Genomic DNA, 13044 nt, shown 5'->3' on the forward strand with positions numbered 1-13044 from the left:
TCGGCATCAAGCCGATGACGGGCGCCCTGCCCACAATCGGCCTTGATGCCTACCCTGCACCGATTCAGACCGCGCTCGCTGGACCTGCTGCGCAGCTATTCGCGCGAGCGCTTCATCCATGACCTCGGTGCCGGGCTGACGGTCGGCATCGTCGCCCTGCCGCTGGCCCTGGCCTTTGCCATCGGCTCCGGGGTCAAGCCCGAACAAGGCCTGGTCACGGCCATCGTGGCCGGCTTCCTGATCTCGCTCTTGGGCGGCTCCAGCGTGCAGATCGGCGGGCCGGCCGGTGCCTTCATCGTCATCGTCTACGGCATCGTGCAGCGCTATGGCCTGGCCAACCTGCTGATCGCCACCATGCTGGCCGGCCTGCTGCTGATGCTGCTGGGCGCACTGCGGCTCGGCGCCCTGGTGCGCTACATCCCGGTCAGCATCGTCATCGGCTTCACCAACGGCATCGCGGTGCTGATCGGTTTCGCCCAGCTGAGAGACCTGCTGGGCCTGCAGATCCACGAGATGCCGGCCGACTTCTTCGGCCAGTTGCAGTTGCTTTCCTCCCATGCGGCCAGCTTCAAGCCCCAGGCGCTCGCGCTCGGCCTCGGCGCGGCAGCCCTGGTCGCGCTGTGGCCCAAGAGCTATGCCATGCCGGTGAACGCACAGGGCTGGCGGGCCAAGAGCCTGCGCCTGGTCGCTCACCTGCCCGGCACCCTGGTGGCCTTGCTGCTGGCCGGCCTGGCGGCCTATGCCTTCAGCCTGCCGGTGGACACCATTGGCAGCCGCTTCGGTGCCCTGCCGCGCAGCCTGCCGCCGCTGGCCTGGCCGGCACTCAGCTGGCAAGGCGCGCAAGGCCTGGTCATGCCCACGCTGACCATTGCCCTGCTCGGCGCCATCGAATCGCTGCTCTGCGCCCGCGTCGCCGACGGCATGAGCGATCAAGCGCGTCACGACCCCAACCAGGAGCTGATGGCGCAAGGCATCGCCAACCTGGTGGCACCGCTGTTCGGCGGCATTCCGGCCACCGGCACCATCGCCCGCACCGTCACCAACATCCGCGCCGGCGGCACAAGCCCGGTGGCCGGCATGGTGCATGCGGCCGCCCTGCTGCTGATCGTGCTGGTGGCCGCGCCGCTGGCCGCCCACATCCCGCTGGCGGCGCTGGCCGGCGTCCTGCTGATGGTGGCCTGGAACATGGGCGAATGGCATGAGTTCGCACGGCTGCGGCGCTTCAGCCCGCAGTACCGCACCATCCTCGTGGGCACGTTTGTGCTGACCGTGGTGTTCGACCTGACCGTGGCGGTCGAGGTGGGCCTGGTGCTGGCCTGCTTGTTCTTCATCTACCGCATGAGCAGCCTGTTCCGCACCGAGCTGCAAAGTGACAGCCCGCCGGGCAGCCAGGTGCTGAGCCTGCGCGGCGCGCTGTTCTTCGGCGCGGTGGGCAAGCTGGAGCGCCTGTCGGACGGCTTGCCGAGCGACTGCCGTGAGCTGGTGCTTGACGCCCGGCAGCTGTTTGCCCTCGACACCTCCGGTCTCGATGCGCTGACCCAGCTGCACCGGGATCTCGCCCGCCAGGGCCGGAGTCTGGTGCTGTGCGGCCTCGCGGACCAGCCCGCCAGCCTGGTGCAGCGCGGCGGCCTGGCCGAACAATTGGGCAAGGCCGGCCTTTTCGGCACGCTGGACGACTGGCGGGCCGCCAGAGACGGCTAAAATCCAGCCCTCCCGCATCGATCACCGACGAGCCACCATGCCGCTGTTCTGGAAGCCCTACAAGTCCGAAGTCACCCAGTTCATCGATGAGCTGAAGGCCAAGAAGCCCACGCTGGAAGCCGAGCAACGCGCCGGCCGCGCCCTGCTGTGGGACAAGGCGGTGGACCGCAGCGCGCAAGCCGACTTCCGCGCCGCCCGCGTGGCCCAGCAAGCCTACGTCTACCAGACCAAGAACGACTGACTCGCCGCATGAGCGAGGTGCCGGACATCGCGGCGGCCCTGGCCGATGCGCCCGAGGCCGCCACCGCCGCCCTGCCCGCGGCGGTCGATAACGTCGCCGTGGCGCGGCTCTATGGCGAACCGCTGTTCGCCATGCCGCAGGACCTCTACATCCCGCCGGATGCGCTAGAGGTCTTCCTGGAGGCCTTCGAAGGCCCGCTGGACCTGCTGCTGTACCTGATCCGCAAGCAGAACTTCAACATCCTCGACATCCCGCTGGCCGACGTCACGCGTCAGTACCTGAGCTACGTCGACCAGCTGCGCAAGACCAACCTGGAGCTGGCGAGCGAATACCTCTTGATGGCAGCGATGCTGATCGAGATCAAGTCGCGCATGCTCTTGCCACCGCGCAAGACCGACGACGGCGCCGAGCCCGAAGACCCGCGCGCCGAGCTGGTACGCCGACTGCTCGAGTACGAACGCATCAAGCTGGCCGCCGCGCGGCTCGATGCCCTGCCGGTGCTGGGCCGCGACTTCCTGCGCGCCCAGGTCCACATCGAACAGTCGCTGCAGCCGCGCTTCCCCGACGTGGACGTGGTCGACCTGCGCCAGGCCTGGGCCGAGCTGCTCAAGCGCGCCAAGCTGAATCAGCATCACAAGATCAGCCGCGAGGAGCTCTCGGTGCGCGAGCACATGAGCATCGTGCTGCGGCGGTTGCAGGGCCAGCGCTTCGTCGAGTTCGAGGTGCTGTTTGACCCGACGCGCGGCCCGCAGGTGCTGGTCGTGACCTTCATCGCCATGTTGGAACTGGCCCGCGAACGCCTGCTCGAAGTCACGCAGGCCGAGGCCTTTGCGCCGATCTACGTGCGCCTGGCCTACACACCGAACTGACCCTCCCTGGTCGATGCACATTCTCCTGATCGAGGACGACCTCGACCTCGGCAACGCCCTGCAAGCCGCCCTGCGGGCCGAAGGCCACAGCAGCGAATGGCTGCGCCGGCTCTGCGACGCGCCGCTGCGCCTCGATGAAGGCTCGCACGACGCCGTGCTGCTCGACCAGAACCTGCCCGATGGCGACGGCCACGAACTGCTGACGCGCTGGCGCCGCCAGGGCAGCAGCCTGCCGGTGATCGTGATCACTGCGCGAGCCAGCCTCGGCGCGCGGCTGGCCGGCTTCGACGGCGGCGCTGACGACTACGTGGTCAAGCCCTTCGACATGCCGGAGCTGATTGCACGGCTGCGATCGGTGCTGCGGCGCAGTGCCCAGCAAGCCAGTGACGAATGGCAGCTCGGCCCCTTGAGCATCGAGCCCCGGCGGCGCGTCGTGCGCCGCGATGGCAGGGAGCTGGCGCTGTCGCCCCGCGAGTACCAGCTGCTGCTGGAACTGGCCCGCGAGCGCGGCGGCGTGGTGGCCAAGCATGCGCTGGCCCAGCGCATGGAGCCGCTCGGTGAGCCCATGGAGCTCGGCGCGCTGGAGGTGCACATCGCCAATCTGCGCCGCAAGATCGGGCCCGAGCGCATCGTCACCCTGCGCGGTGTTGGCTACTGGCTGGAATGCTCGTGATCCGGCGCTGGTTGCGACCCACGCTGTCGCAGCGCCTGGTGACGGCCCTGCTGACGGCCATCCTCCTGCTGGCAGCCCTGGTCCTGGTGCAGGACCAGCTGGATCTTCAAAAGGACCTGCACGCTGGCGTGCAAGAACTGGGGCTGAACTGGATCGCCGGCCTGGACGAACTCGACGACCCGGTACAGGCGGCCAAGCTGATGGCCGGCCAGACCCGCCGGGTCAATGAGCAGCGCCTACGACATGGCCTTTCGCCAGGCGATCTGATCGTCCAGCTCTATGACAACAAGGCTTCGCTGCTCTACGCCTCGGCGCCTGGTGAAGCCATCGCCAAGCCCGGGCTCGGCGAGCAGACACTCGGCGGGCGGCAGTACTGGACCTACCGCCACGATGGCGCGCGCTGGTCGCTGCGCATCGCCGAGCCCACGCTGCCCAGCACCCGCCTGCTGGGCTTTGCGAGCTGGGAGCTGGGCAAGCAATTGCTGCTGGCCTTCCCGCTGATGCTGCTGCCGCTGTGGCTGGCCGTGCGCAGCGGGCTCAGGCCCTTGCGGCGCCTGACGCAGAAGGTCGAAGGCCTGGACCTCAACCGGCAGCTTGAGCCCCTGAAGCTGGACCTGCGCTACGCCGAGCTGCAACCGCTGGGCAACGCCTTCGACACCCTGTTGCTCCGCCTGCGTGAACGGCTGCAGCGCGAGCAGGCCTTCGTGCACGACGCCGCTCACGAGCTGCGCACGCCGCTGGCCGTCGTCGCCGCACAGGCCCATGCCCTGCTGCAGGCGCCCGACGCACCCTCACGGGCCCAAGCCTCCGAAGCCCTGCTGCACGCGATCTCGCGCAGCGCCCATCTGTCCGAGCAATTGCTGTCCATGGCGTCACTGGACCAGGCGGCCGCCCGCGCGCCGGAACCCTTCGATGCCGCAGCACTGTGCACCCAGCTGCTGGCCCAGCAAGCCGGCATGGCCCGCGAGAGCGGCCTGGCCCTTGGCCTGGAGGCGCCTGAACATCTGGAGCTGAACCTGGACCGCCTGGCCTTCCAGTCGGTGCTACAGAACCTGGTCGACAACGCCTTGCGCTATGTGCCGCGCGGCGGCCGCATCGAGGTCTTGCTGCGCCAGGATGAAACCGGCCTGCAGCTCAGCGTGGCCGACGATGGGCCCGGCATTCCCGAAGCGGATCGCGAGCAGGTGTTCGAGCGCTTCTGGCGCGGCAAAGGCCACGATCAGCCCGGCACGGGCCTCGGCCTCGCCATCGTGCGCCAGGCGGCCCAGCACCTCGGCGGCGAGCTACGGCTGGCCGAGGGCCTCGGCCAGCGCGGCCTGCGCGTCAGCCTGCGGTTGCCGGGCCGCCGCTAGCGCCCCGGATCTTGGGCAATTCTTGGGCATTGCCTTCCAAAAATCGCCGGGGTCAATCCCGACAGCACTTTGGAAGACTCCCTTGAAGAAGCAGACGCTCGCCCTCTCCGCCGCCCTGATCCTGGCACTGCTCGCCAGCACCATCGCCCGGGCCGAAGACAACAAGACCTATGCCGGCATCTCGCTGACCACGCCCGGCGAGTTCAGCCTGCGGCTCGGCAACTCGACCACCATCAACAACGCCAACAACCCGACCTCGCTGAAGATCTACAGCGGCCTGAAGCTGGTGGACGGCTGGGCCGCCGAACTCGGCTACGGCGCCTTCGGCAGCTTTCATTTCAAGGACCCCAGCGCCGGCTCCAAGGACAAGGGCAAGATCTCGGTCCAGGCCCTGACGCTGGCTGCAAGGCACAGCTGGGAGCTGAACGACAGCTTCACGTTCTTCGGCAAGCTCGGCATGGCCTACAACCGCTTCAGCTATTCCGACACCCTAGGGCAGTCCGAACACGCCAGCTTCGTCAAGCCCATGTTTGGCTTCGGTGTCGAGCTGAAGCTCGGCTCGCACTGGTCGGTGCCGCTGGAATTCGAATACCTGGGCAAGTCCAATACCAAATTCGGCCGCATCCAGCAGGAGAAGCTGGAGATCGGGCTGCGCCGCAGCTTCTGAGGCCGCGCACAAGGGCCGGCGCCCTACGAGCGCAAGGGCTGAGCCGGCCTTTCAGGCCTCGCTGTGCCGCCAGGCCGAGAAGCTGCTGGCCGGCTGGCGCTGGGCCATCTGGCTGACGGCCAGCACGGCCTGGGTGCGTGAGTTGACGCCGAGGGCCTTGAGCACCGCGGCCACATGGTCCTTGACCGTGTCGACCGAAACGCCCAGCTCGCGGGCAATCAGCTTGTTGGGCAGGCCCTGCAGCAACAGGGCCAGCACATCGGTCTGGCGCGGCGTGAGGCCGAGGCCATCGAGGCTGGCCGGCGGCTGGAAGGCGGCCGGTTCCTGACGCGGCGGCGCCTGCTCGACCTTGACCGGCGCCTCGGCGCCGCTCATGGCCATGGGCGGCACATAGATGCCGCCCGACATCACCAGCTTCAGCGCGCTGGACAGCATGTCGGTGCTGATGCGCTTGGGCACGAAGCCCATGGCGCCGAGATCGATGGCGCGGATGACGTCGCTGGCGCGGTCCGAAGCCGAGATCACCACCACCGGCAGGGCCGGATAGCCGGCGCGGAATTCCTCCAGCACCTCGAAGCCATCGGCATCGGCCAGCTGCAGGTCCAGCATCACGAGGTCAAAGGCGTCATCGGCCTTCAGCGCATCGCGCGCGGCGGCTGCGCTGTCCAGGCCGAGGACCGTGACGTTGTCGCTCAGGCCTTCGATCACGAGCTGCAGCGCCGAAAGGATCAGCGGATGGTCATCGATCAGCAGCACGCGCATGCCTGGGTTCCCTTGCTTCTCAGTTCTTGTCACCAGAAGCCGGGATCATACTCAGGTGTAACGCCTCGTCAGCGATTCCGCGACACAAACGGGTTTGTCACCGCCCTCTCGTTCGACCGTCACTTCCACCGCCAGTTGTGCGCCGCCGGCGATGGGCTCGTAACTGAGCAGCTTGAAACGTGCACGCAGCCGGCTGCCCACCGGCACCGGCGCCGGAAAGCGCACCTTGTTCAGGCCGTAGTTGAGGCCCATCTGGCTGTCGGCGATCTCGAAGCCCTGGTCGAAGAAGCACGAGAGCATCGACAGGGTCAGGAAACCATGGGCGATGGTGCTGCCGAAGGGGCCGGCCGCAGCGCGGGCCGGGTCCGTGTGTATCCACTGCTGGTCGTCGGTCGCGTCGGCAAACTGCTGGATGCGCGCCTGGGTTATCTCCACCCAGGGGCTGAGGCCGATTTCCTCGCCCACGTGGCTGGCCAGTTCGGCCAGCGTCTCGAATCTCTGCATTGCATCGTCAGGAATCCAGCCAGGCACACAGCGGCTGCCACTGCACCAGGTCGCGCTCGACCCGGCTCTGCGCCACGTCCCAGAGGCTGGCGCCACGGGCCGCCAGTTGCACATAGTTCTGCGTGTCGCGCAGCAGGCCCAGCACCGGCACCTCCAGGGTGTGCAGGAACTGCTGCAGCTGCTCGACCGACAGCGTGCCCTCCTTGGCCCGCATGCCCACCACGGCGAGCTTCGGGCCAGCGCCGTGGCGCTTCTTGCGCAGATCATGCAGCTCGGCGACGAAGTCGTATGTCGCCTGGATGTCAAACAGGCTGGGCTGCAGCGGGATCAAGAGCTTGTCAGCGATCTTGACCAGGTCCTCCAGCGGCTTGCCATGCAGGCCGGCCGGGGTGTCGAGCACCACATGGCTCACGCCCTTGGGCGGCTTGGCCAGGTGCTCGTCCACCATGCCCCAGCCCTGGATGGGCGGCAGTTGCGGCGGCCGCACCGAAAGCCAGCGGCGGCTGCTCTGCTGTCGGTCCACGTCGCCGAGCATCACCGCATGGCCCTGCCTAGCCAGGTAACCAGCCACGTTGCTGGCGATGGTGCTCTTGCCAACGCCACCCTTGGGATTGGCGATCAGGATCACGGGCATGCTCGCTCCTCGCTGAAAGGCGTGGCGGCGATGTTAGCCCGGGTGGGCGGCCTGCCTTTACGGGGATACTCGCAGCCCATGGCCGAGATCCTCCTCATCGCAGCCCATCCCGACCTGCAGGCTTCGCGCGTCAGCCGTGCGCTGCTGGCGGCCGTGGAGCGGGCCACCATCGCCCCCTCGCGCCTCGAAGTGCGCGACCTCTACCGGCTCTACCCCGACTACGCCATCGACGTCGCCGCCGAGCAGCGGGCGCTCAGCCAGGCCTCGCTGATCGTCTGGCTGCATCCACTGCACTGGTACGGGATGCCGGCGCTGATGAAGCTGTGGGTGGACGAGGTGTTCAGCCACGGCTGGGCCTATGGCGCCGGCGAACGGGCGCTGCGTGGCAAGCAGGTCTGGCTGGTGTGCTCGGCCGGTGGCTCTCCGGAGTCCTTCGCCAGCGGCGGCTACAACGGCCATGCCCTGCTGGACTTCCTGCTGCCCCAAGCCCAGATCGCCCGGCTTTGTGGCATGCAGACGCTGCCGCCCACCTTGATCTACAGCGCCCACGAGATCAGCGACGAGGCCCTGCATCAGCAGGCGCTCTCCTTCGTGCAGCAATTGCTGGACTACCCCGACTGGGTGCCCAGCCCCGAGGGCAGCGAAGACAACCTGGCCTGCTGGAGCCTGCCGACAACGGCATCGGAAGGAGGCGGCGATGGAGCATGACGCCCAATGGCTGCGCCTGCCGCTGGTGTTCCTGGCGGCGGCCGTGCTCATCGTGCCGCTGGCGCGCTGGCTGAGGCTTGGCAGCATCCTCGGCTACCTGATCGCCGGCGTGCTGCTGGGCCCCTCGGCGCTGAGCCTGGTGAGCAAGCCCGCCACGGTGCTGGAGTTTGCCGAGTTCGGCGTGGTCTTGATGATGTTCCTGGTCGGCCTGGAACTGGAGCCCAAGCGCCTGTGGGCGATGCGCCGGCCGATCTTCGGTTGGGGCACGCTGCAATTGCTGGGCTGTACGGCCGCCTTGATGGGCATTGCCCTGCTGCTGGGCGCGCCCTGGCGGCTGGCGCTGGGCGCGAGCCTCGGGCTCGCCATGTCGTCCACCGCCGTGGCCCTGGCCGTGCTGGCCGAGCGGAACGTGGGCAAGACCACGGCCGGCCAGAGCGTGCTGAGCGTGGCGCTCTTGCAGGACATTGCCGCCATCCCGGTGCTGGCCCTGATCCCCATCCTGGCGCTCAGCGGCGCCAATGCCGAGGAGGAAGGCAGCTGGCAGGCGCTGAAGGCCGTCGCCGCTGTCTTGACCATCATCCTCGGCGGCCGCCTCGCCTTGCGCCCGGCCCTGCGCTGGATCGCCCGCAGCGACATTCCAGAGATCTTTACAGCCGCCGCGCTGCTGCTGGTGCTGGGCACCGCAGCGCTGATGCAGGCCGTGGGCCTGTCGATGGCGCTCGGCGCCTTCCTGGCCGGCGTGCTGCTGGCCGAGAGCGCCTACCGGCGTGAGCTGGAAACCGACCTCGAGCCCTTCAAGGGCCTGCTGCTCGGCCTGTTCTTCATGGCCGTGGGGATGGGCTTGGACTTGCAGGTGCTGCGCCACAAACCGCTGGAGGTGCTGGGCCTGCTCCTGATCCTCCTCGTGGCCAAGGGCACGGTGCTGACGCTGATGTCCAAGGCGATGAAGATCCCGGTGATGGAGCGACCGCTGTTCGTACTGCTGCTGGCCCAGGGCGGCGAGTTCGGCTTCGTGGTGTTCCAGCTCGGCCAGCAGACCGGGCTCCTGACCAGCACCCAGGCTTCGGCGCTGATTGCGGCGGTGGCCCTGTCGCTCGCCTGCACACCGGCCCTGCTGCAGGGCGCCGAGCGGTTGCTGGCGCCACGCCTCGCGCGCAAGCATGTGCCGCAAGGCGCGGCCATGGACGAGCAGCAGCAGGCGCCCATCATCATTGCCGGCTTCGGCCGCTGGGGCCAGATCATCGGCCGCCTGCTCTATGCCAACGGCTTCGAGGCGACCGTGCTGGACCACGATGCCGAGGCGGTCGAGAGCCTGCGCCGCTTCGGCTGGCGGGTGTTCTTTGGCGATGCCTCGCGGCTGGACCTGCTGCGCACCGCCGGTGCGGCGGAGGCCCGCGTGCTGGTGCTGGCGGTGGATGACATGGAGCAGAGCCTGGCCATCGCCACGCTGGCCAAGGAGCATTTCCCACAGCTGCAGGTGGTGGCGCGAGCCCGAAACGTGCGGCATTTCTACAAGCTGCGGGCCCTGGGCGTCACCCTGATCGAGCGCGAGACCTTCGACTCGGCCCTGATGAGCGGCCGTTCGGTGCTGGAGCTGATGGGCCTCGAGCCCCATGCCGCCCGGCACAAGGCCTGGCGTTTCCGCCAGCGCAATGTGGCCCAGCTCGAAGAGACCTGGCCGTTGCACAAGGACGAGGCCGCCCTGATCGCCGCCGCCAAGCAGGGCCGCCAGCAGCTGGAGGAGCTGTTCGCCAAGGAGCGCGAGCAACGCCAGCAGCAGCGAAAGCAGCCCCATGGCTGGGGCCAGGGCGCGGACGATTGAGCGGCTGAAGGACAATCGCCCCATGTTCGCCCCCTCCCAAATCGAGGTGCGCCGCTTCTTCTGCGCCACCTACCGCAAGCTGCGCGACAAGCAGCCCCTGATCCCCATGGAAGCCCTGGCTGCCCGCTGGATCGAGGAGCATCCCGAGTATTTCGACCTGCTGGCCGACGAGGAACTGGCCGTCAACACCGTCTACACGGTGGAGGAAGGCAAGACCAACCCCTTCCTGCACCTGTCGATGCACCTGACCATCACCGAGCAGGTCTCCATCGACCAGCCCACCGGCATCCGCCAGGCGGTCGAACTGCTGGCGGCCCGGCGCAACTCCCTGCACGAGGCCCAGCATGCGGCCATGGACTGCCTCGGCGAGATGATCTGGGCCTCGCAGCGTAGCGGCCTGCCGCCGGACGGGCATCAATACCTGGACTGCGTACGTAAGAAAGCCACCTCATAAGGTGGCTTGGTCTGCGGAACCTGAGAAGGCTCAGGCCTGGAAACTACCGCCCCAAGCGCGGCGCTCGGCCTTGCCGCTGGCGCCGTAGAGGCCGGTCGGCTCGGCCGGCATCAGCACATCCATCGCGCGGTCCAGCGCCGCTGTGGCCCGGGCCAGGGTTTCGCGCTGGGCGGCCACGCGGCCACCGGCGGTGACCAGGCGGTTGCGCAGCTGCGGTGGCACGCCACCGGCACGGGCAGCTTCGCCAAAGCTGGCGATGGCGGCTTGCAGCACCTGCTGTAGGCGGCCGGCATGTTGCTCGACGGCGGCGCCATCGCGGCGAAGCAAGGCCTCACCGAGGGCACTCAGGCAGGCCTCGACCTCGACCAGCGGGCCTTCCAGCTCCACCACCGGCAGGGCGGGCACCAGGCCGGCGGCGGGCATGGCTTGCTGCATTGCGGTTCCGGCCTGTTCCATGTCTGTCGTCTTGGAAAACTGTTGCGGTTGGGTGGGCGCCAGGGCTGCGTCTTGCACTCAGCGCGAGTTCAGTGCGAAGCCTGGTTGCGGCTGACCAGTTCTTCCGCGTTCGAGATCAGCTTGTCGGCAATCGCCCGGGCGTTGATCGTGAACTTGCCCTCGGCAATGGCTTGCGAGATGCGCTGGACCTTGGCGGCGTCGAAGCTGCCGTCGTCGACTTCCCCGGAGCTGAGGGCCGACGCGGCGTTGGACAACTCGACCTTGGCGCTGGCCTCGGGCGTCTTCTTGCTGGCGTCTGCCTTGGCCGGACGCGGGGCTTCCACGGCCTTCTCCACCCCAGTCTGGGGCAGCTTGCTGTCAGGGCTGTTAGCGATTTTCATAGTCATCTCCATGGCTCGGGCCGCGGCTCGAGCACGTCGGTTCAACGCTGTATCGACAGACTCTGACAGGACTTGAGGCCTTTCGGCGCGGAACAAGGGGGGAAATGGGCAGGATTTCACCGGCCCCGGCTGCTTGGCATCGCATCACAACAACACCTCTACCCGGCGTTCACCAACCGGCCGACCCGTGACGATGCGGCCGTTCTCAAAGCGAACACGCACCTCCTGGCCTTCGGTGCCGGCCTGCAGCGCCTGGCCTTCGCCGCTGACGGCGTAGCCGCTGCCCAGGGCCACCACCTTCACAGTCTCACCGGCAGCAAACCACTGGCGGGACTTCAGGTAGGTGCTGCGCGGCGCCTCACCGGCGGCCAGAGGCTTGGCCAGCGTACGACCCGCCAGTTGAGCGGCATCGGTGAACACTGCGCCCCCCGGGGCTGCGATATCAACTTCGGCCGTCTGCAGTTGATCTTGAGCGATGACGGTGCCCGCCGGCAGCGGCGTGCTCGTGACGAGCACCTTGGCGAACACCTGCACCTGCATGGGCAGGCTGACATTCCAGCGCGCGCCCTTGAGGCAACGCAGGCCGATGCGGCTGCGGCCCCAGGCCGAATGGCCATTGGGCATATAAGGCTCGACCTGCTCGCACGGCGCCAGCTTGAGGCTGGGATTCAGCTGCCCGAGCTGCACCTCCACCCTCGCCTGCGGCGGCGCGGCGGCACGGGCTGCCGTCTCGGCCAGCTGCTGCAGCCGCTTGAGCAAGGCGGCATCCAAGCCCGGCTCAGCCATGGCGGGCGCCGCTGCGATCAGCAGCAGCGCGCAGGCCAGACGGAGCAAGGCATTTTGAAACATGGCCCGGACTTTAGATCGCCGCCGCCTGCCCACAGGACGGGAAATGCGCAGCAATCCAAGCTCTTTTCCGCCTCAAGTTTTGGAGTCGGCCCAACACAATCTGACCAAGCGCCAGTGCGGCGCGAGCAAACCCGATGGGGCCTGCCATGCTGAACCGACTGACCGACATGCTGAATTTCCAGACCGAGGCCCTGGCCTTGCGGTCGGAGCGCCAGCGCCTGCTGGCCAGCAACATCGCCAATGCCGACACGCCCGGCTACCAGGCCCGGGACTTCGATTTCGCTCGCGCGCTGAAGGAGGCCACGGCCGCCCAGCAGACCACCGGTGGCTCTGCGGCCCCGTTCAAGCCGCTGTTCAGCGCCCGCCACGAGCTGCAGCAGCAGTACTCGCTGCCGGCCCAGACCAACCTGGACAGCAACACGGTGGACATGGACCGCGAGCGCGCCAATTTCGCCGACAACTCGGTGAAGTACGAAGCCACGCTGCGCTTCATCAACGGCAGCGTGCGCACCGCGCTGGACGCGATGAAGTCGCACAACGCATCCTGATTAGGAGACGGCCATGTCGATGTTCCAGATCTTCAGCGTCTCCGGCAGCGCGGTCAGCGCGCAAAGCCAGCGGCTCAACACCGTGGCCAGCAACCTGGCCAATGCCGACACCGTGGCCGGCCCCGATGGCCAGGCCTACAAGGCACGCCAGACGGTGTTCCAGACCCTGCTTCTGAACAACGACCCCGGTGCCGCCGGCGTCAAGGTGGCCAACATCACCGAGGACCAGACGCCCGGCCGCCGCGTGCACGACCCCAAGCATCCGCAAGCCGACGCCGAGGGCTATGTGACCTACAGCAACGTGAACACGGTGGAAGAGATGGTCAACATGATCTCGGCCTCGCGTTCCTACCAGAACAACATCGAAGTCATGAGCACGGCCAAGAACCTGCTGCTCAAGACCTTGCAGCTCGGCCAGAGCTGA

The 13044-nt window shown here is 67.9% G+C and carries 17 protein-coding genes; 11 read left to right on the forward strand and 6 right to left on the reverse strand.

Features of this window, described 5'->3' with window-relative positions; all coding sequences use genetic code 11:
• The first annotated feature begins 45 nt into the window (after nucleotides 1–45).
• From J7U46_RS11870 to J7U46_RS11895, 6 genes are all read left to right on the forward strand, one after another.
• Nucleotides 46–1701: a SulP family inorganic anion transporter gene (locus J7U46_RS11870; RefSeq protein ID WP_282825999.1), complete on the forward strand. Its 1656-nt coding sequence runs from the start codon at nucleotides 46–48 to the stop codon at nucleotides 1699–1701.
• Between the two features lie 37 nt (nucleotides 1702–1738).
• Nucleotides 1739–1942 (forward strand): DUF3460 family protein, encoded by a 204-nt coding sequence (locus tag J7U46_RS11875; RefSeq protein ID WP_282826000.1) that lies wholly within the window; start codon nucleotides 1739–1741, stop codon nucleotides 1940–1942.
• 8 nt (nucleotides 1943–1950) lie between these two features.
• The gene (locus J7U46_RS11880) at nucleotides 1951–2811 is read left to right on the forward strand and encodes a ScpA family protein (protein ID WP_282826002.1); all 861 of its coding nucleotides are present in this window, start codon (nucleotides 1951–1953) and stop codon (nucleotides 2809–2811) included.
• Between the two features lie 13 nt (nucleotides 2812–2824).
• On the forward strand, nucleotides 2825–3484 hold the full coding sequence (locus J7U46_RS11885; RefSeq protein ID WP_282826004.1) for a response regulator transcription factor: 660 nt from the start codon (nucleotides 2825–2827) through the stop codon (nucleotides 3482–3484).
• Nucleotides 3475–4836 carry a HAMP domain-containing sensor histidine kinase gene (locus J7U46_RS11890; protein WP_282826006.1) on the forward strand — a complete coding sequence of 454 codons (1362 nt, stop codon included), beginning with the start codon at nucleotides 3475–3477 and terminating at the stop codon, nucleotides 4834–4836. The genes J7U46_RS11885 and J7U46_RS11890 overlap by 10 nt, the downstream gene beginning before the upstream one ends.
• Before the next feature lie 82 nt (nucleotides 4837–4918).
• Nucleotides 4919–5503, forward strand: coding sequence for an outer membrane beta-barrel protein (locus J7U46_RS11895; RefSeq protein WP_282826008.1), 585 nt, complete (start codon nucleotides 4919–4921; stop codon nucleotides 5501–5503).
• A 51-nt stretch (nucleotides 5504–5554) separates the two neighbouring features.
• Here the strand turns inward: J7U46_RS11895 and J7U46_RS11900 are convergent, their stop codons facing one another.
• From J7U46_RS11900 to J7U46_RS11910, 3 genes are read right to left on the reverse strand one after another with little or no spacing between them, the layout of a single operon-like run.
• Nucleotides 5555–6265 carry a response regulator transcription factor gene (locus J7U46_RS11900; protein WP_282826010.1) on the reverse strand — a complete coding sequence of 237 codons (711 nt, stop codon included), beginning with the start codon at nucleotides 6263–6265 and terminating at the stop codon, nucleotides 5555–5557.
• 51 nt (nucleotides 6266–6316) lie between these two features.
• Nucleotides 6317–6769, reverse strand: coding sequence for a MaoC family dehydratase (locus J7U46_RS11905; protein WP_282826012.1), 453 nt, complete (start codon nucleotides 6767–6769; stop codon nucleotides 6317–6319).
• Nucleotides 6770–6776: 7 nt separating this feature from the next.
• Entirely contained in the window at nucleotides 6777–7403 is a 627-nt protein-coding gene (locus J7U46_RS11910) for a ParA family protein (RefSeq protein WP_282826014.1), read from the reverse strand.
• Between the two features lie 78 nt (nucleotides 7404–7481).
• Between J7U46_RS11910 and J7U46_RS11915 the strand changes: the two genes are divergently transcribed.
• The 3 genes from J7U46_RS11915 to J7U46_RS11925 are packed head-to-tail and all read left to right on the forward strand — an operon-like array spanning nucleotide 7482 to nucleotide 10387.
• Nucleotides 7482–8111: an NAD(P)H-dependent oxidoreductase gene (locus J7U46_RS11915; RefSeq protein WP_282826016.1), complete on the forward strand. Its 630-nt coding sequence runs from the start codon at nucleotides 7482–7484 to the stop codon at nucleotides 8109–8111.
• Nucleotides 8101–9933: a glutathione-regulated potassium-efflux system protein KefC gene (gene kefC, locus J7U46_RS11920; RefSeq protein WP_282826018.1), complete on the forward strand. Its 1833-nt coding sequence runs from the start codon at nucleotides 8101–8103 to the stop codon at nucleotides 9931–9933. The genes J7U46_RS11915 and kefC overlap by 11 nt, the downstream gene beginning before the upstream one ends.
• A gap of 22 nt (nucleotides 9934–9955) precedes the next feature.
• Nucleotides 9956–10387 carry a DUF1841 family protein gene (locus J7U46_RS11925; RefSeq protein WP_282826020.1) on the forward strand — a complete coding sequence of 144 codons (432 nt, stop codon included), beginning with the start codon at nucleotides 9956–9958 and terminating at the stop codon, nucleotides 10385–10387.
• A 30-nt stretch (nucleotides 10388–10417) separates the two neighbouring features.
• Here J7U46_RS11925 and J7U46_RS11930 read toward each other — a convergent pair whose 3' ends face one another.
• From J7U46_RS11930 to flgA, 3 genes are all read right to left on the reverse strand, one after another.
• Nucleotides 10418–10822, reverse strand: a complete 405-nt coding sequence (locus J7U46_RS11930; protein ID WP_282826022.1) for a hypothetical protein — start codon at nucleotides 10820–10822, stop codon at nucleotides 10418–10420.
• 89 nt (nucleotides 10823–10911) lie between these two features.
• Nucleotides 10912–11223: a flagellar biosynthesis anti-sigma factor FlgM gene (gene flgM / locus J7U46_RS11935; protein ID WP_282826024.1), complete on the reverse strand. Its 312-nt coding sequence runs from the start codon at nucleotides 11221–11223 to the stop codon at nucleotides 10912–10914.
• A 144-nt stretch (nucleotides 11224–11367) separates the two neighbouring features.
• The gene (gene flgA / locus J7U46_RS11940; protein WP_282826026.1) at nucleotides 11368–12072 is read right to left on the reverse strand and encodes a flagellar basal body P-ring formation chaperone FlgA; all 705 of its coding nucleotides are present in this window, start codon (nucleotides 12070–12072) and stop codon (nucleotides 11368–11370) included.
• Nucleotides 12073–12218: 146 nt separating this feature from the next.
• Here flgA and flgB point away from each other — a divergent pair, with 146 nt between their 5' ends.
• Together flgB and flgC are read left to right on the forward strand one after the other, a co-directional pair.
• A complete protein-coding gene (gene flgB, locus J7U46_RS11945; protein ID WP_282826028.1) occupies nucleotides 12219–12620 on the forward strand; it encodes a flagellar basal body rod protein FlgB in 402 nt (133 codons plus the stop codon).
• A 13-nt stretch (nucleotides 12621–12633) separates the two neighbouring features.
• The gene (gene flgC / locus J7U46_RS11950; RefSeq protein ID WP_282826029.1) at nucleotides 12634–13044 is read left to right on the forward strand and encodes a flagellar basal body rod protein FlgC; all 411 of its coding nucleotides are present in this window, start codon (nucleotides 12634–12636) and stop codon (nucleotides 13042–13044) included.

Origin of the sequence: Pelomonas sp. V22 (assembly GCF_030014915.1) — a bacterium.
GTDB lineage: Bacteria > Pseudomonadota > Gammaproteobacteria > Burkholderiales > Burkholderiaceae_C > JAUASW01.